Annotated in this window: 17 protein-coding genes; 1 reads left to right on the top strand and 16 read right to left on the bottom strand. The window is 49.2% G+C overall.

Annotated elements, in window-relative coordinates; genetic code table 11:
- Nucleotides 1–195 precede the first annotated feature (195 nt).
- The 15 genes from rfbC to NTD86_RS21625 all read right to left on the bottom strand — a co-directional run bounded on the left by rfbC (nucleotide 196) and on the right by NTD86_RS21625 (nucleotide 16,820).
- Entirely contained in the window at nucleotides 196–735 is a 540-nt protein-coding gene (rfbC, locus tag NTD86_RS21700) for a dTDP-4-dehydrorhamnose 3,5-epimerase (RefSeq protein WP_262205358.1), read from the bottom strand.
- On the bottom strand, nucleotides 732–1,610 hold the full coding sequence (gene rfbA / locus NTD86_RS21695) for a glucose-1-phosphate thymidylyltransferase RfbA (RefSeq protein ID WP_262205356.1): 879 nt from the start codon (nucleotides 1,608–1,610) through the stop codon (nucleotides 732–734). The genes rfbC and rfbA overlap by 4 nt, the downstream gene beginning before the upstream one ends.
- 89 nt (nucleotides 1,611–1,699) lie before the next feature.
- Nucleotides 1,700–2,776, bottom strand: coding sequence for a dTDP-glucose 4,6-dehydratase (rfbB, locus tag NTD86_RS21690; protein ID WP_262205355.1), 1,077 nt, complete (start codon nucleotides 2,774–2,776; stop codon nucleotides 1,700–1,702).
- 13 nt (nucleotides 2,777–2,789) lie between these two features.
- Nucleotides 2,790–3,935: a DUF1972 domain-containing protein gene (locus NTD86_RS21685; RefSeq protein WP_262205353.1), complete on the bottom strand. Its 1,146-nt coding sequence runs from the start codon at nucleotides 3,933–3,935 to the stop codon at nucleotides 2,790–2,792.
- A gap of 182 nt (nucleotides 3,936–4,117) precedes the next feature.
- Complete coding sequence (locus tag NTD86_RS21680; RefSeq protein ID WP_262205352.1) at nucleotides 4,118–5,077, bottom strand: alpha-2,8-polysialyltransferase family protein; 960 nt, start codon at nucleotides 5,075–5,077, stop codon at nucleotides 4,118–4,120.
- A gap of 24 nt (nucleotides 5,078–5,101) precedes the next feature.
- Complete coding sequence (pseI, locus tag NTD86_RS21675) at nucleotides 5,102–6,154, bottom strand: pseudaminic acid synthase (protein WP_262205350.1); 1,053 nt, start codon at nucleotides 6,152–6,154, stop codon at nucleotides 5,102–5,104.
- The gene (gene pseH, locus NTD86_RS21670) at nucleotides 6,151–6,708 is read right to left on the bottom strand and encodes a UDP-4-amino-4,6-dideoxy-N-acetyl-beta-L-altrosamine N-acetyltransferase (RefSeq protein ID WP_262205348.1); all 558 of its coding nucleotides are present in this window, start codon (nucleotides 6,706–6,708) and stop codon (nucleotides 6,151–6,153) included. Before pseH ends, pseI begins: the two co-directional genes overlap by 4 nt.
- Before the next feature lie 11 nt (nucleotides 6,709–6,719).
- The gene (gene pseG, locus NTD86_RS21665) at nucleotides 6,720–7,781 is read right to left on the bottom strand and encodes a UDP-2,4-diacetamido-2,4,6-trideoxy-beta-L-altropyranose hydrolase (protein ID WP_410017004.1); all 1,062 of its coding nucleotides are present in this window, start codon (nucleotides 7,779–7,781) and stop codon (nucleotides 6,720–6,722) included.
- Nucleotides 7,782–7,846: 65 nt separating this feature from the next.
- Nucleotides 7,847–8,542, bottom strand: coding sequence for a pseudaminic acid cytidylyltransferase (gene pseF / locus NTD86_RS21660; RefSeq protein WP_262205345.1), 696 nt, complete (start codon nucleotides 8,540–8,542; stop codon nucleotides 7,847–7,849).
- A complete protein-coding gene (gene pseC / locus NTD86_RS21655) occupies nucleotides 8,539–9,699 on the bottom strand; it encodes a UDP-4-amino-4,6-dideoxy-N-acetyl-beta-L-altrosamine transaminase (protein WP_262205343.1) in 1,161 nt (386 codons plus the stop codon). Before pseC ends, pseF begins: the two co-directional genes overlap by 4 nt.
- 3 nt (nucleotides 9,700–9,702) lie before the next feature.
- Nucleotides 9,703–10,701: a UDP-N-acetylglucosamine 4,6-dehydratase (inverting) gene (pseB, locus tag NTD86_RS21650; protein ID WP_262205342.1), complete on the bottom strand. Its 999-nt coding sequence runs from the start codon at nucleotides 10,699–10,701 to the stop codon at nucleotides 9,703–9,705.
- Between the two features lie 45 nt (nucleotides 10,702–10,746).
- Complete coding sequence (locus NTD86_RS21645; protein WP_262205341.1) at nucleotides 10,747–11,991, bottom strand: lipopolysaccharide biosynthesis protein; 1,245 nt, start codon at nucleotides 11,989–11,991, stop codon at nucleotides 10,747–10,749.
- A 250-nt stretch (nucleotides 11,992–12,241) separates the two neighbouring features.
- Nucleotides 12,242–14,470 (bottom strand): polysaccharide biosynthesis tyrosine autokinase, encoded by a 2,229-nt coding sequence (locus NTD86_RS21640; RefSeq protein WP_262205340.1) that lies wholly within the window; start codon nucleotides 14,468–14,470, stop codon nucleotides 12,242–12,244.
- A 39-nt stretch (nucleotides 14,471–14,509) separates the two neighbouring features.
- Complete coding sequence (locus tag NTD86_RS21635; RefSeq protein WP_262205338.1) at nucleotides 14,510–14,950, bottom strand: low molecular weight protein-tyrosine-phosphatase; 441 nt, start codon at nucleotides 14,948–14,950, stop codon at nucleotides 14,510–14,512.
- Between the two features lie 1,519 nt (nucleotides 14,951–16,469).
- Nucleotides 16,470–16,820 (bottom strand): DUF6124 family protein, encoded by a 351-nt coding sequence (locus tag NTD86_RS21625; protein ID WP_262205337.1) that lies wholly within the window; start codon nucleotides 16,818–16,820, stop codon nucleotides 16,470–16,472.
- A 601-nt stretch (nucleotides 16,821–17,421) separates the two neighbouring features.
- Here NTD86_RS21625 and NTD86_RS21620 point away from each other — a divergent pair.
- Complete coding sequence (locus NTD86_RS21620; RefSeq protein WP_262205336.1) at nucleotides 17,422–19,212, top strand: putative bifunctional diguanylate cyclase/phosphodiesterase; 1,791 nt, start codon at nucleotides 17,422–17,424, stop codon at nucleotides 19,210–19,212.
- Between the two features lie 69 nt (nucleotides 19,213–19,281).
- Here the strand turns inward: NTD86_RS21620 and NTD86_RS21615 are convergent, their stop codons facing one another.
- Nucleotides 19,282–20,526, bottom strand: a complete 1,245-nt coding sequence (locus tag NTD86_RS21615) for an aspartate aminotransferase family protein (RefSeq protein WP_262205334.1) — start codon at nucleotides 20,524–20,526, stop codon at nucleotides 19,282–19,284.
- Nucleotides 20,527–20,567 lie beyond the last annotated feature (41 nt).

Here is a 20,567-nt window from a genome sequence, read left to right as displayed (position 1 = left end):
TATGAGCTGACGTTTTATAACATTTTTGCCTTGGTAGTTTCTAGTGCTATGTTAGGCGTGATCAAGACCGTATTTCCATAGTCATCCTTGCACCGATCCTATCGCAACAGATCGTGGATGCTCGGAGCATAAATGCATTGGAGGCATTCATGAAAGCCTACGATGCCCGGGACATTGCTCGAAGACCAAGGTAATTTAGCTATTTTTTAACAGTTTCTGAAGAGTAGGGTTGCATTGGTCTTTTGTAGAAAGTTTTGGATTGCTGACAGGCCAAGGTATCCTTACTTCAGGATCATTCCAGATTAGACCACCTTCATCTTCTGGATAGTACAATTCAGTACACTTATAGTGGAAGTCCGCAACGTTACTGAGCACACAGAAACCATGAGCGTACCCTGGAGGTATCCACAGTTGACGGTGATTATCTTCGTTAAGTTCTACACCTACAAATTGGCCACAAGTTGGGGACTCAGGGTTGATATCAACAGCCACATCGTAAACAGATCCCCGACTGACACTTACCAGTTTTCCCTGTGGGCGGGTACGCTGAAAGTGCAGACCGCGCAGTACACCGTATTCCGAGCGTGAATGATTATCCTGCACGAAAGGCTGTACTATTCCTGCGTCACAATAACGTTCGGTTTGAAAGCTTTCCAAAAAAAAACCACGTTGATCACCAAAAACTTTCGGTTCAATGATCAAAACGCCGCTTAAAGCGGTTTTAATGATGTTCACTGTGGCACTTCCTGCTTCAGTAAACGTTGTAGGTATTGTCCGTATCCTGTTTTACTCAAGGCCTCAGCTTGGCTTGCAATCTGATCTGCGGAGAGCCAACCATGGTGATAAGCAATTTCCTCTAGACAGGCAACTTTTAAGCCTTGCCGAGCTTCTATCGTGTGCACGAAGTGGCTAGCCTCCATCAAAGAATCATGAGTGCCTGTGTCAAGCCATGCAAAACCGCGCCCCAATAAGCTCACGTGCAAGTCGCCACGTTGCAGATATGCATTGTTAACGTCGGTGATTTCTAGTTCACCACGGGCCGAGCGTTTCACCTGCTTAGCAATGTCAACTACAGAATTGTCATAAAAATATAAGCCTGTCACGGCGTAGTTAGATTTTGGTTGATTAGGTTTTTCCTCAATAGAAATCGCTTTCCCATTTGAATCAAATTCCACCACTCCAAAGCGTTCTGGATCACTGACGTGATATCCGAACACAACGGCACCTGAAGGGCGAGTTGCAGCCGCCTGAAGCATAGCGCTAAAGCCATAGCCATAAAAAATGTTGTCACCTAGGATTAAGCAGACATTACTAGTGCCAATAAACTCTTCACCAATTAAAAAGGCCTGAGCTAACCCGTCGGGCGAGGGTTGTTCTGCATAGCTGAGCTCGATACCGAACTCCGTTCCATCACCTAATAGCTTGCGGAAATTAGGTAAGTCGTCGGGAGTTGAGATAATCAAGATCTCACGAATTCCAGCTAGCATGAGCACTGATAGCGGGTAATAAATCATCGGCTTATCGTAAACAGGTAAGAGCTGTTTTGACACGCCGCGGGTAATAGGGTGCAGACGTGTACCTGAACCGCCGGCCAAAATGATACCTTTCATGTTAATTGTCCTTACGAAACCTTATGTCGAAGCGCTAGTGTTGTATTTGATATGAAGTAGCTAGCTGATTTAATTATTAATGCCAGTGTTTAGTTATCATTGCCTAGACGACTCAGTCTATAATCGCCGCTCAAGGCGCGCTGCCACCACGAATGATTATCCAAATACCAGTTAACAGTTTTACGTAGACCCGTCTCGAAGGTTTCGGAGGGCGACCATCCTAGTTCGCGTTCAATTTTTGAGGCATCGATAGCATAGCGACGGTCATGACCTGGGCGATCTTTAACGAAGGTGATTAGATCTTTGAATGAGCCTTTAAGATTATTTTTAATCTCCGCAGGAGCCAGTTCATCTAATAATTCACAAATAGATTGAACTACTTGGAGGTTTCGCTTTTCGTTATGACCGCCAATATTATAGGTGTTACCAACAATCCCTTTAGTAACTACTACAACCAGAGCATGCGCATGATCTTCAACATACAACCAATCTCGAATTTGTGACCCGTCTCCATAGATCGGCAATGGTTTGCAAGCTAACGCGTTGAGAATAACATGCGGAATAAGTTTTTCCGGGAAGTGGTATGGACCGTAGTTGTTAGAGCAATTGGTCACGACCACTGGTAGCCCGAAAGTTCTATGCCAAGCTCGGACAAGATGATCAGAGCTTGCTTTTGACGCGGAGTAGGGTGAACTCGGAGAGTAAGATGTTGTTTCAGTGAAGAGATCAGTAGTGCCTTCAAGATCGCCATATACTTCATCAGTGGAAATATGATGAAATCGAAACGTTTCTTTCTCTATTGCCGAGAGCGCATTCCAATATCGCCGGCTTGATTCCAGCAAAGAGTAGGTCCCGATAATATTAGTTTGTATGAAATCCGAAGGACCATCAATAGAACGATCTACATGAGATTCGGCTGCTAAATGCATGATTGCTGTAGGTTTGAACTCTGCAAAAATAGAGTCAAGTGCTAAGCTATCGCAAATATCTGCATGATAAAAATGATAACGAGGTGAGTCTGCGACTGACGTTAGAGAGTCCAAGTTGCCAGCGTAAGTGAGTTTGTCTAAGTTCGCTACTATTGCCGATGTCTTCTGAATCAAATGACGAATTACGGCCGAACCAATAAAACCGGCTCCGCCGGTAACGAGAATTCGTGGTGTCATGTTTGGCTCTTAATTATTTGTTTGGGTACCATTGGGTCAATAGTACTTCGTATTCGCGAAGTATTTGTTCCCAAGTAAAACGCTCGGAAAAGCGTTTTTTACTGGCTTCCTTCATACGCAAGACTGCTGCATCATCGGTCAATAGCTTGTCGAAAAGAGCAGTACAAGCAGCCTCATCTTTAAAATATGCTGCATCAGGCCCCGCAACCCATTGATTAAAATGATTTTCATGGGCTATCACCGCACAACCTGCCCCCATGGCTTCCACTAGGGACGGATTAGTACCACCTACACGGTGCCCATGGAGATAAAATCGGCTGTGATAACGAAGAGCCTGAACCACAGGAGCTTCGTAAATTGCCCCAGGAAAAATAACCTCATTGCTAGCCGCTTCCATCACCTGACGATGAAACGAATTGGTCTGAGGACTGAAGTTGCCAAGCACAACCAATTTGTGGTTTCGATGAGTGGTGCTGAAAGCTCTCACCATTTCCAGGAAAGAGTTTTCGGGCTCTGGACGAGCAATAATAACTGAGAATTTCCCAGTTTCTACTCCATAAGGTTTTAGTAGCCCAGCATCAGCATCTAAGATTTCTTCACCACCGTAGGGGATCATAGTGATCTTATTTTCTTTGACGCGTGTTGCCAAATGATCTTTGATTTTTGGGTGGTCGGCAATGAGATGATTACCAATCCAGCATCCTGCTCTTTCATTCAACCAAAACCATGTTTTCGCAATAAGTCCCCACTTATCGCGGCGCCACTCAATACCATCCATGTTGATAATGTTGGTTTGATTTTTTATTCTTTGCATCAAGTTAAATATAGCGGTGTTATATCCCAAGGTCAAAAATATACCATCTTGAGATAAGGCGTGCTTTGTTGCTTTCCAATCAAATATAACAGTCCCGGCAGCCCCATTTTTTGTTACAGGTATATGAACTCTATTTATACCTTCCCATGTACTTTCCGATATTGGCCCTTCTAATTCTTCCTGGCAATAAACAGTAACGTCCCAGCCTTTTTTCGTGAGGTATACAGAAAGCTTTTCAGCGAATGTTTCGAATCCTCCATGCTGTGCCGGGATACCTCTTATGCCTAAAATGTTGATCTTAGGCTTATATAGGCTTTTAAGATTTTCTATGGGGGGAGTATTCATTTATTGGTAATTTCTAAATTTTAGTGATGACGGTTTATGAGTATTGTTACTCCGATTTTGCTCGGCATGTTCTAACGGTAAATCATTGGATGAGATTGCTATGTGCTATCAATTGTGATTGATTTGTATTGGTTGTAACTATTATATTAGTCTTTTGTTTAAAGCTGTTGGGATGTCAACTATTAGTGGATTTTTATATTATTTTTTAAAAATAGTTCTTTAATTTGTTGGGTGTCTGGTAACTCGCTTACTATTTCATTTATACCGATAGCGATACATTGTGTGTTGCTAGAGATTTTTGATATATTAATCAGAGCGGTGCTGCAGAAGCTTATTGCAGCTGATGGTTCTATTCTTAGTATTACTTCTTCTATTGGTATGTTAGGTTCGAAGGAAAAGCTAACCTCATTTGCAATTTTTTCCTCTGTGGAAGCATGTTCAGGATGAGGTTTAATAATAACTTCTTTAAAATTTTTTTCTATGAAGTTTTTAGCTTTTTCCCGGATTGCCTTGGCTGTTTCTGCGCTTAAGAACTTTTCAAGTGGCTGGTCCAAAAGTATTACAGTGTTGTTGCTTTCTTGAATTTCGGTACTGCTGGAAGGTAGCTGTATTTTTTTTGTGGACTTAAATTTTTCTTTATTGATTATTTGCTCAGGATCTGTAAACCATCCGTGAAGCTCGCTAGTAGGACAGTCGTCTACTCCGGAAAGATGTCCAGAATAGAGATTGTATTTAAAAGGGGTTAGCTGCGTAATTTTTTTCCGTTTTTCGGATTTTTTTGCTATAGCATACGCTCGCTTGTAATGATAGTAGTTGAGGATTCCATCTTCGAGCAAAGTTATACTTAACGCATTTTTGTTAAAGAAAAGTGTATTACCTAACAAATGATCTGGATGAGGTAGAGTTAGGTTGTATTTGCTGGTTTTTGCTTTTAATGCGATTGCTAAGCATGTAATTATAAAATTTATTTTGCTAGTTTTTGTGCGCTCTATAATTTTGCTTTTTAGTGAATTATTAAGCGGTCGTTTCGAGAAATTTATAACGGTTAGATGTTTGTGGTCTATTTCTTTGGATATAAGGTCCCATAGAAAAGAGTGGTAAGTTGTATATAGTAGGCAAATTGATTTGTCTGGATAGGTCATGACGTGAAATTCCGTTAGCGATAATTATATGCTTAGGAAGTCAAGACTGGTCGCGGTGTTGGCTGATACATCTTGATTTACGCGTTGACCAAGAATTTTGTGTAGGTATTTAGGTGGTAAACCGAATCCTGGGCGAACGCTTCTAACTGCATCGCGTGTAATCACATCACCAGCCTTCAAATTTTTAACAAAATATAGAGAGCGACGGAACTTCACGTTTCCTTGCTCACTGGACTTTCGTCCGTAATCGACTTTGCCCAATGACGCCCAAGCGGTTTTGCTATCACGGCATAATGCAGCCAATTCTGTAGGCTCTAATGAAAAACTATCGTCCGGCCCACCACCGCTGCGATCTAAAGTAAAGTGCTTTTCAATAACCGAAGCACCCATAACAACACTTGCTATGGCTGTTGTATTATCCAGAGTATGATCGGATAGACCTGTTACCAGTCCGAAGCGATTCATCATGTCGGGGATGGTGCGCAAGTTGTAATCTTCCGCTGGGGCAGGGTAACCACTTACGCAGTGGAGAATAGTCAGTTCCTTGCAACCACCTTCACGAGCGGCATCAATTGCTTCCTGAATTTCTTCTGCATCGGCCATGCCCGTAGAAATAATCATTGGCTTACCTGTGCTAGCTACATACTTGATGAGCGGCAGGTCTACAGCTTCAAACGACGCAATTTTATAAGCTGGTGCGTTCAGGCTTTCGAGCAAGTCGACTGCACTGTTGTCGAACGGAGAGCTAAAAATTGTAATGCCTAATTTACGCGCATGCTCAAACAAGGTCGCATGCCACTCCCAAGGCATTTGAGCTTCTTTATATAGTTGGTAAAGGTTTTTACCATCCCAGAGTCCGCCATGGATCTGAAATTCCTCAGTGTCTGAGTCTAGGGTAATGGTGTCAGCAGTATAGGTCTGGAGCTTGACTGCATCAGCGCCGGCTTTTTTTGCTTCCTCGATAATTCTCAGCGCTGTTTCGAGCTTACCGTTATGGTTGGCGGAGAGCTCAGCGATGATGTAAGGCGCGTAATCGGGACCAATTGGACGTCCAGCAATCGAAATTTTAGGATTCATGCGTTTTTTCCTGAGAGTTTTATCAATTTATTCATCATGTCGATGCGTTTCTCATCCCATTCGAAGGCGAGTAGCCCTAGCTGATAGATATCGATAAATTCTTGATCTATTTTGTGATGTTCACGAAGGATACCTTCGACGCTGAAGCCAAATTTCTGATGTAACTTAATCACAGGGGCATTGAATGCTAGAACTTCACAATGAAGTTTATGCAGTCCAAGTTCATTGAATGCGCACTCCAATGCTAAAAACTCCATTTTGCTACCCGTACCTTTCGGCGCTTCTGGAGAGGCATAAAATGCCCAAGAGGAGTTTTTGTTAGTCTTATCTATGCCAGTAAAGCCAACGATGCCCAGAGGTACATTATCTGTTTCGTACATGAAGTAACGTTGGTCATCGCGTTCTTGAGTCCGCGCCCACCAAGCAAGATGTTCATCCATGCTAATTTCATGACGAGTATACATGTTGGCCCGCACGCTGGGAGCGTTTCTCCAGCTGAGCATTAGTTCAAGCTCTTGTTGGTTTATATTGCGCAGCTTTCCAAATGCCTGCATTACATGCTCCATTAATTGAGACTCAACAAGTTCAGCGAATCGGCGACAATTTTGCAACCTGTGCCGTCTGTAATTTTTTTAGCGTGGTCTGTAATATTATTAAGGCGACGTGCATCACGCGCAAAATTAGCAAGGATTTTGGCCAACTTTGCATCCATATCATCGTCATTACACAACATCACGGCAGCTTGTGCACTGTCCAAAATACCTGCGGCCATTCTCTGGTTGTCAGCAAGCACCAGCATTATAGTTGGCAAGCCCAAACAGCAACGCTCCCAAGATGTTGCCCCCGCAGCGCCAATGGCTAAATCGCTATCAGCCATCAATTGCGCCATATCACTGATGCCAACCTTGACTGTTGTTTGCCACGGCATTTGTTCAGCGAGTAGTTGAACCTCGGCAAGCCAAGGAGCCGTACTGCCCATTACCACACTGATTTCGCAGTTGCCTGGAAGTTCGGCGTTTTTAAGTGCCTGCAAGATTTGCCCAGTGGCATTGTCTTTGTCAACGCCGCCCATGGTGATAAGCAAGTGTTTCAGTTGCGGGTTTTTCCTGCGCTCCAGGCTGTAACTACGCAATGCTGCAAACTCAGGCCTCAGTAGTGAGTACTGTGAACCGCAGAGTAGGGTACAGCTGTCTGGTGTCCAGGCTTCATAGTCTTTGCTGTCGCGACCGAAAGTCTGATCCAGTAATAGGTCACACCTATGTGCTCGGTCGGCTAGATCATCAATAACCATAAGTTTGTGGTAGTACGGTTTAAGCGTTACTTCCCAGCGCGCATCCAGCGCATAGTGATCTACTATCAACCAGTCTGGTTTCAGTTCGCTAAGGATTGCAGTGCTTTGAGTTGCATCTTCCTGATGTGTTGAACCCAGCCATTCGGCGTGAGCCAATTGTAATTCTTCGTCCTTAAAGGCTGACGAGCTCAAATTTGAGCCCGATAGTGGTAATACATGTACTTGGAAGCCCTTGCTGCGAATGTGCTCAATCAGGTTGCCTGGATGTTCCCTGCAAATGAACTGACAATCGCCGCCGTCTTGCTTCATTGCTTCGGCGAGGGTCAGGCAACGCATCACGTGCCCTGTGCCCATTTGCAGCGAGGCATCGACCCGGAAGGCCACTGTTAGAGAGTTTGGCTTCACTGTACTTCAGCCTGCAATGCTTTGAACAACCATTCAGCACGTACCCAGTCTTCTGGTGTGTCGATGTCTTGTACACGATGGCGTGGCAGGGCTACGGGCACTGAACCTGTGCCGAAAATCATACGACCTTGTAGCCATGCATCCGCTTTGCCCCAGTAGAACTGACCAGCATCATGAAATGCTTCTTCAAGATCCTGAGAGCGGGTATTGAAGTGTTCTGGGTTGAACATTTCAACTCGGCCTTTTCCATTCAGGCGAATGGCTCGCTGAATAGGGAAGGCATAGCTGGTGACTGAAAACGCATAGTCGCCACCACTGGTTCCCAGGATTTTTAAACCACGACGAATATCCTCAGGGCTGACGAATGGAGCCGTTGCATACAAACAGCACGCCTGTTCAACCGAATGTCCCTGATTATTCACCCACTCAATGGCGTGCTGAATAACCGGGATGGTGCCGGTATGGTCGTCAGACAGATGCACCGGGCGCATAAATGGCACCGTGGCGCCATAGCTACGGGCAACCTCGGCAATTTCTTCGTCATCGGTCGACACGAGGACCTGATCAAAGCAGCCACTTTTGAGGGCTGCTTCAATGGACCAGGCGATCATCGGCTTTTCGCAGAACAGCTTGATGTTTTTGCGTGGAATACGCTTGCTGCCTCCGCGGGCAGGGATGATCGCCACCTTCATGGCTGCACCGCGACGCGCAGCGCGGCGATGACTTCGTCCTGCTGTTCATCAGTCATTGTTTGAAACATCGGGATGCTGATTGCTTCTTTGTAATAGACCTGTGCCTGCGGGAAATCTGCTGGCTCAAAACCCATACGTTCATAGTGCGGTTGCATATGCACGGGGATGTAGTGCAGGTTTACGCCAATACCTTGTTCGCGTAGCGATTCAAAAACCTGGCGGTGAGTCTTCTGGATTTGATCCAGTTGCAAGCGAATCACATACAAGTGCAGGCCAGAGTAGCTGTCTGCATGCTGCCACGGTGTCGTTACCGGCAGGTCGGTCAGCAGATCATCATAGCGGCGTGCCAGTTCATGACGACGAGCCACGTATTGATCCAAACGTTCCATCTGGGTCACACCGAGTGCGGCTTGCAGTTCAGTCATGCGGTAGTTGAAGCCCAGATCTATTTGTTGGTAATACCAAGGGCCGTCTGCTTCGTGAGTCATTTGCGCAGGGTCACGCGTAATGCCGTGGCTACGCAGCAGGGCCATCTTGCTAGCCAATTCGTCATCGTTGGTCAGCGCCATACCACCTTCTGCGGTGGTGATGATTTTCACAGGGTGAAAGCTGAACACGGTGATATCGCTGTAGCGGGAATTTCCGATGAACTCGCCTTGGTATTTGCCACCAATGGCGTGAGAAGCATCTTCAATAATCTTGAAACCATAGCGCTGGGACAGCGCATGAATGGCTTGCATGTCACACGGTTGGCCACATAAGTGAACGGGCACAACGATTTTTGGAAGTTTACCGGCGAGTTCTGCCTGTTCCAGTTTTTGTGCGAGTGCTTGTGCGCATAGGTTGTAAGTGCGTGGATCAATGTCAACAAAGTCGACTTCAGCGCCACAATACAAAGCGCAGTTGGCTGAAGCGACAAAGGTGATCGGTGTCGTCCACAACTGATCGCCCGGCCCAAGCCCCAGGGCCAAGCAGGCGATGTGCAGCGCTGAAGTGGCACTGTTCACAGCCAATGCATGGCTCGCGCCCACATGTTGAGCCACACTTTGCTCAAAGCGCGGAACCATTGGACCCTGGGTCAGGAAGTCAGATTGCAGAACCCCCACGACCGCATCAATATCGGTCTGGGTGATGTCTTGGCGGCCGTAGGGAATCATGCCTTAGATGCTCCCGATCTTTTCGCGGTTAGTTTCGATCCAGTCTTCCAGCTCTGCGTCGGTCATCCACTCAGTGTTGTTGTCACTTGCGTAGACGAAACCTTCAGGTACGCGCACACCATCTTTGATGCGTTTAGGGCAAGTGGCCCAGCCATTGATGGTTGGCAGGATCTTGAAGTGTTCCGGATATTCGTAGGTGTAGTAAGCGTCTTCAGCGCTGATCATCTGCTCGTGCAGCTTTTCGCCTGGACGGATACCGATGACTTTCTGTTCAGCTTCTGGTGCGACCACGCGTGCCAGATCAGTCACTTTCATCGACGGAATTTTTTTAACATAAATCTCACCGCCTTCCATGTCTTCAAACGCGTGCCATACCAGTTTGACAGCGTCTTCAAGGGAGATCATGAAGCGAGTCATGCGGTCATCGGTGATTGGCAACATGCCCTTGTCTTTGATCGACATAAAGAATGGAATAACCGATCCACGAGAGCCCATTACGTTTCCGTAACGTACTACGGAGAAGCTCGAATCATGGCCACCCGAATAGGAGTTGCCAGCGACAAACAATTTGTCAGAAGCCAACTTGGTAGCACCGTACAAGTTGATTGGGCTGCTGGCTTTGTCAGTAGACAGTGCAACAGTGCGGTGAACTCGCTTGTCAATGCAGGCATCAATCAGATTCATGGCGCCATTGATGTTGGTTTTCACGCATTCAAACGGGTTGTACTCGGCAGTCGGTACAATTTTGGTTGCGGCAGCGTGAACGACATAGTCAACACCGTCGAGTGCACGGTACAGACGCTCTTTGTCACGAACGTCGCCAATGAAGAAGCGTACACGCGAGTCACCTTCATATTTCTTGGCCATGTCCCACTGTTTCATCTCATCACGGGAGAAAATGATGATTTTTTTCGGGTTGTATTTGGCCAGGGTCATTGGCACAAAAGTGTTACCGAAAGAGCCGGTACCACCAGTGACAAGAATCGTTTTGTTAGTGAGCATTCAACAGGTTCCTTCGTGAAGTACTTTAAGGTTCAGGGGGAGGTGTTATCGATATTGCGTTGGGGTCAAGCGTATAAAAGCCAGACTTTTCCACAACAATATCAACAAGAAAGCTATGCACAGCCCTGCAGGCACTGCTTGTAGTGGCCAGTGCAGGGACAACAACCAAGTGGCTGGAATAAAAATCACCAGGCTCGCAATATGGCTATGAATTATGGGCCGGTCGAACCCTTGGGCATACAGCGCATAGTGCGGAATCATGCCTAGCGCAGAGAGCAGGGTGATTAACAATGTCCATGAAAACAAGTTTTCATTTGCCTGGTACAAAGGTTTATTAAGCCATACCAGCAATGGGTCTATCACCAGTAGAGCAATAATTGCAAATACAGCCGACAATATTACCGTTTGCCATAGAAGCGCTCGAAGTTTAAAGCGGAAGCTAGCGGCATCCTTACTGTGATGCGCACTGATGAGGGCCGGATAGATGAAAGCAAACACACCAGCATCTAGAAATGATAGAAGGGCGTTACTGATACCCATAAACAACACATAAGCTCCCAGTACCTCCAAATTCACCAAGTCAGCAAACCAGTAGCGATCTATGGTTAGCAGTCCGCGAAGTGCCAGAGTTGCGAGCAATAATGGAATCGCGACTTTCAGGCCAGTCCCTATCCATTGCCAGCTTATTTTCTTGTGCCAGCCAGCGATATTTAATTGCTTCAATCGATAAATCGCCAGCAGCAGAGCAGTGAAACTGCCCAGGGTCCAAGCACCTAATACGATGTTCAGATCACGGGTATCGGCTCGAAAAAACATCACTGCGGTCACAATGACTGCCCAAATCCCAGACCGTAGAAATAGCATGATGCTGGCAAGCAACTGTTCAGAGATAGCGATTAACAGGCGGCTTAACTCTTGGGTCAAATGCTCTAATACCAGCAGTGCAAAAAACCAACCAGCAACGCTCCAGGGTAAAAGCCCTTGGATAAATATCAATGTCAGTAGTGGTAAAACAATGATGTATAGCACTAGTGAGAGGGCGCCTTGGTCCTTCAGCAGTCCTCCCCATTCATGACGTTCCCGCTTTAGAATCTCACGCGTAGTGAAGGTGTAGAAATCGAATCCAAGTAAATACAGGGCGTAGCTGATTGTGACGGTGAGTAGGCCGTACAGGCCCAATTCCTGTGGCTCAAGGAATTTGGCCAGAAAAAAAATCAGGAGAAATTTGCTGGCTAGAGTAGTGCCTCGTAAGACAATGTTAATAAGGCGTCTAAGGCTGTGATTTGACATTTAGCGTTATGCCTTTTTACTTGTCGGGCAGATAATTTTAAATTCTTGATATGGCTATTTGATATTGAGCGTGGTTAAAAAGTATTCGTTTATATCGACTCAATACTGATTTAGGCACGCTACCGCCCCAGGATTATTCGCCAATTCCTGAAAGCGGTATTTTTAATTTGCGAGGCTTAAAATAGTTGTCTAACAGTAAAAGCACCCTTGGGTTTTAGGGTGCTTGGGTTGTCAATAGGGATGAATTAAATTAAACGCTATCAGACTTGTACTCGTAGTTGTAATAACCATATGCGCCATAGCCATATTTTGCTGAAGCACGCTTTTCAACGCCGTTAAAAATAGCGCCTTTTAGATTGATACCACTTTGCGCAAAACGACGCATGGTCAGTTCGACTTCGCGTGCTGGGTTCAGTTCAAATCGAGTAACAATAAGGTTTGTGCCTGACTGGCGGCCAACAATTGCTGCATCGGTTACGGCAAGGAAAGGTGGTGTATCGAGAATGACCAGATCGTAGTCCGCACTGACTTGATCAAGGAACTCGGTAAAGTTTTTATGCATCAGTAGTTCAGATGGGTTTGGGGGTATTTGCCCGCGGCCTATCACATAGAGATTTTCTACTTCTGAGCTGTGAGTTGCAGTATTTAAATCGCAGCGTTTAGCCAGTACATCTGACAGACCATTTTCAACTGGGATATCAAACATTTTATGGATATAGCCTTTGCGCATATCCACGTCGACTAGCAGTACGCGCTGGCCCGATTGCGCGATAACTGCAGCCAGGTTTGAGGACACGAAAGACTTACCAACCTTAGGGCTAGGGCCTGAGATCATGAGTCGGTTGTTGTCAGCTTCTAGCATGGCGAAATGCAAGCTAGTACGTAGACTGCGCATCCCCTCAATTGCAAGGTCAGTTGGATGGCTGCTTGCCAGCAACGGTGTGACACGTGTGCCACGGCCGCCAGTGCTCTTGTCATCTTCGACTTTTTGCAGTGAGCTAAATGGAATTGAGGCATATACCGGCAGGCCGAGTTTCTCAATGTCATCTGGATTTTGCACGCCGCGGTTAAGCGCTCTGCGAAACAGAACATAGCCGATCGATATGACAGCACCAATCAAGGTTGCTATCAATACGATCAATGCTTTTTTAGGCTTGACCGGACTTAGTAGATCTACATCGGCGGTATCGATCAAACGCACGTTACCAACTGCGCCAGCGCGCATGACGTCTAATTCTTGGGATTTATTCAGCAACTGAGTGTAGATCTCGGTACTGACCTTCAAATCGCGGGTCAGGCTCAGCAGTTCTTGCTGCGTTGTAGGTAGACCTTCAACTTGCTTTGCTAAGCGATTTTGTTTAGCCGTTAGTTCAGCAAGCTGTCCCATTAGCGCCCGATAAGCTGGGTGCTGTGGAGTGAATTTACGATCCATCTCTGCCTTTTGCAGTTTAAGAGCAGAGATGCTGGTGTCCAAGGCTACAATTTGGTCAAGAATAGCCTTTGCTTCGAGGCTGATATCGATGGATTTACTGCGTATCTGGAAGGCATTCAGAGCATTTTCAGCTTTTTCCAGATCCTTGCGTACTTGAGGTAATTGGTCTCTTAGAAAACCAAGGCTTTGAGCAGCCTCTGCAGAGGTCCGCTCAACGTTTTGCTGCACATACAAGCGCGCAATCTCGTTCAGTGTTTGAATAGCTATTGTTGGATTTTTGTCTTCGAGAGCCAAACCGATCATTCCGGAGTCTTTTCCGCGCTCAGAAACGTCTAATTCCTTTTGGTAGTCCATGATGGTGTTGAGGCGTGGATTGCGGACTACGGTGAATTTAGTTCCAGGATTCGCGTGTAGCGCTTCAACCTGGAGCTTGATGCCATGCTCATTGATATCCTGGCCAACTTCACCTTTAGCCAAGAGATTATTGTCGTCGTCAAGAAGAGTAAAAGTTCCGGCGCCATCACTGACCAGAGTCAGTTGTTTGCCCAATAAATCCCGTGGAACTTCAAGCTGGGCGACCTTTAGCTCTTCTCCGCCCCATGCATAGCTATTCATGCCCAACAGTGGGCTTGCGACTTCATCATCTGTTTCTGGTTTAAAGCGACGTGCTACAAACTCCCCGATCAGTGGGAAGCGATTTGGCTGTACGTCGATATCCAGCTTCAGGTTATCAACGGTCGCACCGATATTCTTACGCGACTTAATCAGCTCAATCTCAGTAGCCGACGGCGACTCTTTACCCAGCAAGCTGCTGACATCAGAAAACCCCAACGGGTCATTCTTCTTCGGCTCAACCTGGATCAACGCATTCGCCTGATACACCGGAGTAGCCAGGAGCGCATACGCCACGCCCGCGGCCATAAATACGCCGGTAACACCTGCGATCAACCATTTGTGATCGATCAGCGTGCCCAACAACCCCATAAGGTCGATTTCGTCGTTATCGTCTTCGTGTTCATGGGACTTTGTCACGGGTGCTTGCTGCATAGTTCGATTCTTTTTCTTCACAGGTAAACAGGAAATGACTCAGCGCTTTAGGCGCTGGGCCCATGCGTTGACAGCTTCTTCAATTAGCGCGTACGCATGGTCGAAGGCGGCTTTCCCCTGGCGATAGGGGTCGTCGATTTCTCGGTTATTTTGCCATTTGCCCAGCAACAAGACTTTACCGCGTGCTTCCGGGGCAATTTTCAGTACACCGTCAATGTGTTTCTTTTCCATGACAAGGATGAGATCCGAATCATTTATCAGAGTTGAGTTGAGTTGGGTACCGCTATGCTCGCCCAGGACATGACCTTTGCTTTCAAGGACAGCACGGGCGTTTTTTTCGATGGCGTGGTTTTCCAAGGCGCCCAACCCCGCAGAACTCACGACAATATCGGAGGGGGCAAGGGCGACCCGCAGCATATGTTCTGCTGTTGGACTGCGGCAGATGTTGCCGACGCAGACAATCAAGATTCGTTTAAACAAGGCAGCTTCCTTTGTGCCAAATATGCTCAGCCGGCGAGAGCATTCAACTAATCGTCACGACCGCCATTCCCGCTTTTGGGCAATGGCTGTACCTGTGTGTAAAAGCCGATGTGTAGCAATTGCTATGTAGACATGGCCTTCACAAGGCAACAGTTCCTTCTGTCTGAAACACAGATAAGGCCGGTGTGAAGTTGTAGGTGCGAAAATATTAACGGCTCAGCGTCTCTAAGATCAACCTTTATATACAAGATGTAACGAGAGGGGCTATATATAGCCTTTTTCAACGAATTTTGCTTGACAAAAAATAACATTTTCTTGTTTTTTCTTGACGAAAATTGACATTTCAGACGTGTGGTTGACGATCCTTCAGGGAGGTTTTGGGGGCACGTTTTGCCTCTGAATTTGCAGTGGCTTTGGCTGCAAAGGCTCAATCTGCGGGCTTTTGGGCTGTACTCTCTGACCTTAATGTGCATCTGTTGGCAGCGCTGTGCCGGTTGCTAACCCTCGCTCGGGTCAGATGTGGGCTCGGGCTCGCTGATCATGGGCTCCGCCGCCATCTCAGTCTCGTCGGGCCGCTGGCAGTACAGCAATGTGCCTCACGTAAGAACTGTTTGTTTATATGTTATGCATACTCAGACTTTAGAGTTCGAACTTGTATGACTATTCACCTAAACTTAGTGGTGGTGGCACTGTGATATTGATGTGCATATCAAAACATCCTATCGACCGATATTCGATAAATAGCATTTGATTACTGGCTATTGTTGTCGAGTTTGACACTACTAATGTGCTCAAGATGTGTTAAGGCGACTTGATTGGCGCTTCAATTTAGTGCGCTTATGCAAGCAATCGCACAGCGATAACACAGCCCATTGAGGCCGGGTATTGTCGGCTGCCTCAACAATTCGGATGAGGCCGGGTTCACCTGTAGACGCTTCTTACGTCAGAGCTGATCACCGTCTTACGTCACCCTCGGCTGTGTTGGTAGAGCCTATGGAAACCCGCGTGTCATGGGGTTCGCCCGGTTGGGGCCTATGGCAGAAGGTGGCGTCGGTTGGCCGCTGGGTGCGTTCAAGAGTGATGCGCTGTTCTCTCGACTGGCATCGAGCCTATGGGCTAGCCCGGGCCGTTAAGTCTGGATCGGTTGTTGCACTTATATGGTGCACTCGGCCTTGGTCAAAGTGCCGGTCGGGCTGCTTAGTATTAATGACAGTTGTGTTAAAGCGCGAAGCCATGACGCCAAGCCTTGCGTAAACATGGGCGAGTTGTATTGCCAGATCAAACATCTGCATAAAGCGTTGGGCTTGTCGCGTTCTCGATCAACTATGGGCTGTATGGCGATATGAGCGAGCAGGTGGTGAGGTGTTCGGGTGGGTAGCTTTGATGTGTCTTTTGCGGGTTTGGCCGGTATTGCCGAGCCTGTCATGCAGGGCCACAAACGCTAGGCGTGTGAGGGTGACATTGCCGTTTCACCTACCGGAGGGTTGAAGCGCCTGTCGCCAAGCAGGCGCGCGCTGCTTTAGTTCGTTGGTAAACCGTCCAGCGATTTATCGATATACGCCTTGGCCAGCTCCACCAGGTGCAGGGTCGATAACACCAGATGGCGCGCGTGCCCGCTAAGGCTGTTTCCCGCTTCGCTTGCCGAAGCACCCGCGCAGCCCAGCAAGTCTGAGGCTTGAGCCAAAGCCGCTTCCAGATCAACGCTGTCCGGGATGGCATAGGTGGCCATGTGCATGTGACGTGGAGGCTTGGGTTCTTGCAGGTAGTAATTGAGCGCGCGCTCGGCGGCGGCGCGGTCCAGCGACTGTGCATCGCATTCAGCAGCATCGTGCAGGGAAGGGGAGGGCGGATCGGGGACAATTTTTTTCATGGGTACAACTCCTGATCACTTAAAGGAGCTGTCACCTGTCGCTACTAAACGAGTGGGTGGCAGCCGTACGCAGGTTAGTAGACCGGTGATCAGGAACCCGGCGCGCCCGAAGACGCCCTGCGCACGGCCACCATAAAACGCGGGCCGAAAAAAACGCCCCGCGGAGGTGGCGCCTTGCGCCTGATCACATCGTCGGGCTACTAAACCCAACCGCTGATGGACAGCGATGGCCAGAGACTATGCCTCGAAGTGGAGCGGAGCAAGCGAACGGGATTTTCTCGGAAGTTTCGCTAGATTGAAAGCGAAGTTTCGTACGAAACGGCTGATTTTCCGGCTTGCACGGCCTGGGAACGGTCGTGTTGTTAGCGATTGTTTCTAAACAACTCCCCCCCTCAAGTCCGGCTGTTGAGGCGGATCTTCGCCCTCGAGGGCTGATGGCTGGCACTCTGTAGAGCACTCGCGTGGAGAAACCCTCAGAAGGGTGCTTTACTCCAATCCACTTAAAGCGCGAGCCCTTGTCGCACAAGGCTCATACCTTGCGCAAACCACCCGAAGACCGTTCATGGCTGGAAAACCAGGCCGACTGAATTGAGGATTCTTCATGCCTACAACGCCGGCCACGGTCTTGATTGTTGATGATGACCCAGGCATCCGAAAACTGCTGGGGATCCTGTTACAGGAACAGGGCTATTTAACACTGAGCGCCAGCTCCGGGGAGATGGCCCTGGACATGGTCGCCAAGCACACGCCCGACTTGATCCTGCTCGATGCAATGATGCCGGGGATGGACGGTTATCAGGTGGCCCGCCAGCTCAAGGCGAGCCTGTCGACGGCCAATATTCCGATCATCATGCTCTCGGGCCGCACTGAACAAAGCGCGCGGCTTACAGGGCTGGAGGCGGGCGCCGAAGACGTGCTCAGTAAGCCGGTGGTCAATGACGAGCTGTGGCTGAGGGTGCGTAATTTGTTGCGGCTCAAGGCCTTTGGTGACTATCAAGTGGTGCATACCTTGCTGCTCGAACAGCAGCTGCAAAAGCGCACCATTGATGTAGAGCAGTTCCGTTCGGCCATGAGCAGCGATGAACGCCTGCTGAAGATGGCCAACTATGACCCGTTGACCGGCTTGCCCAATCGCGATCTGTTTTACACCACGTTGCAAATGGGCTTGACCCAGGCCGAGCTCAGAGGTTGGCATCTGGCGGTGTGCACGGTCGATCTGAATGACTTTAAAAGCCTCAATGAAGTCTGGGGGCACTTGATCGGTGATCAGGTGCTGGCTGAGTTCAGCCATCGCTTGTCTAATTGCCTGAACGTCAGTGACACATTGGGCCGTATGGATGGGGACGAGTTGGCCTTGATCCTGATGATCCGCAAGGGGCAGTTGGGGCCCAAGCAGATTGTGGATCGCATTCGTGAAGTGTTGCGTGAGCCGTTCCGGGTTCATGACCAGGACGTGACCCTGACTGCCAGCATCGGGATTGCCCTTTACCCCGAAGACGGTGCCGATGCCGAGTGCCTGATCAAGCATGCCAACACCGCGATGAATCGCGCCAAACAAGCGGGCCGGGACACTTATCGGTTTTACACCGCGCAAATGAACGTCGAAGTGCAAGCACGCCAAGAGCTGGAAACGGCCTTGCGTGAGGCGGTGCGCAAGCAGGCCTTTGAGTTGTACTACCAGCCCAAGATACGCGTGAGCGACGGCACGCTGTCGGGCGTCGAAGCGCTGTTGCGCTGGCACCGGCCGGGGCTGCCCAGCGTCTCGCCGGCGGTTTTTGTGCCTATTTTGGAGGACATGGGGCTGATCTCCACGGTGGGGCAGTGGGTGATTGCCAGCGTGTGCAAACAAATCGCCTATTGGCAGCGTTCGGGGTTGGGGGTGGCGCAGGTGGCGGTCAACGTCTCGGCGCACCAGATCACCGAAGGTGGCCTGGTAGAAGACATCCGGCGTTCATTGGATGAGTACCAGGTTGAGCCTCAGTGGTTGGAGCTTGAACTGACCGAGAGTTCATTGATGATCAACACTCCGGAGACCATTGCCAGTTTGCTGGCACTGCGTGATATCGGTATGAAAATCTCCATTGACGACTTTGGCACGGGGTATTCGAGCCTGGCTTACTTGAGCCGATTCCCCATCGATAAATTAAAGATCGACATCGCCTTTATCCGCGAAGTGCCCCACAACGCCCAGGACTCGGCCATTGCCCGCACCATCATCGAACTGGCCCATAGCCTCAACCTGCAGGTCATTGCCGAAGGGGTCGAAACCCCGGAGCAATTGGCGTTTCTGACCCAAAACGGCTGTGACCAGGTCCAGGGCTACCTCTTCAGCCGACCTTTACCCACACAAGAGTTGGAATCATTGCTGCGTGAACAGCGATGCTTTACCTGAGCTATACAGCTAAGCGGCAAAGTGGCCAAGATCAAGGGGCTACAGCCGCCGCACAACCCTCCCGCACCGTTAGGCTCTGTATGCGGCACTCAATTTATGCGCTGCCTGGTCAAACGCGGTTTTAATCTCTTCGATTACGCGGTCATCGTGTTCGAAGCTCAGGTACAACCGGCCATAGGGCGATGGCATGATCAGCACGCCCGCTTCGCGCAGGGCCAGGTGCAGGTCTTTGCTGAAGGCCGGGTTGGCGAGTTGCGCCGCTTGTTGGTAGGTGCTCGGGGCGACTGGGCCGTGCCAGATGCCAAATACGTTGCCGTAGCCGCTGGTGGTGACGGTGATGCCGTGGCCTTTGAAGATGTTTTCTATGGCGCCGCGCAAGGCGTCGCCGCGGGCGATCAATTGGGGGTAATCAGCGCAGTCCAGTTGTGTCAGGGTGGTGGTCACGGCTGCGCAGGCCATGGGGTTGCCGCTGAAGGTGCCGCCGCGTGTGACTCGCCCCTCTTCAAAGCCCGCCATGATGTGCGGTTTGGCGACCACTGCCGACACCGGCACGCCGTTGCCGATGGCTTTGCCGACGCTGGCGATGTCGGGGTCCAGACCTTCTTGCAGGGCCGCCAGGCCCGGGTACAGGCGAAAGCCCATCAGCACTTCGTCGCTGATGACCAGCGCGCCATGTTGGTGGGCGATGTCTTGTACGTGTTTGAGGTACCCCGGCAATGCCATGATGCAGCCCGCGTTGGCCAGCATCGGTTCAAGGATCACCGCAGCAATGTTGTTGTCTTCGGCAAACAGCCGCTCGACGTCGTCAAAGTCATTGAAGCGCAGCAATGTGGTGCGTTCTGTCGAAGGGCGGTTGCCGTCGGTGAAGTCGGCTTCAGTGGAGGTGACGTTGCCATAGCTGATGTCATCGAACCAGCCATCGAAACCGGCCGCCATTTTGGCGATCTTGCCGCGGCCGGTGTACGCCCGGGCCGCCCGGCACGCCAGGTGCACCGCTTCGCTGCCCGAGTTGGTGAAGATCACCTTGGACAGCTCTCCGGTGTGCTGGGCCAGCTCGGACGCGGCGGCATGTTCGCGCACGTGGGCCCAGGACGGCGCGGCGCTGTCGCTCAGGGCCTGGCTGACAGCCGCATTGACTGCGTCATTGGAATGGCCTAGCAACACGGCGCCAAAGCCTAGCGCGGTATCGATGTATTGACGGCCCTGGTCGTCCCACAGGTAGGCGCCTTTACCGTTGCGAATAAACAGTTTTTCACCATTGAGATCAGGCAGGATGCGGGCTGCACTGGAAACATCACCCACTAGATTCGGCATAAAAACCTCTGAATTTGGACAAGCGTTACCCGCCCCGGGCG

The organism is Pseudomonas sp. 7P_10.2_Bac1 (assembly GCF_025465935.1).
GTDB lineage: Bacteria > Pseudomonadota > Gammaproteobacteria > Pseudomonadales > Pseudomonadaceae > Aquipseudomonas.
Note: the sequence above shows the minus strand (reverse complement) of the source record. Positions and strands in the feature narration are given on the sequence as shown.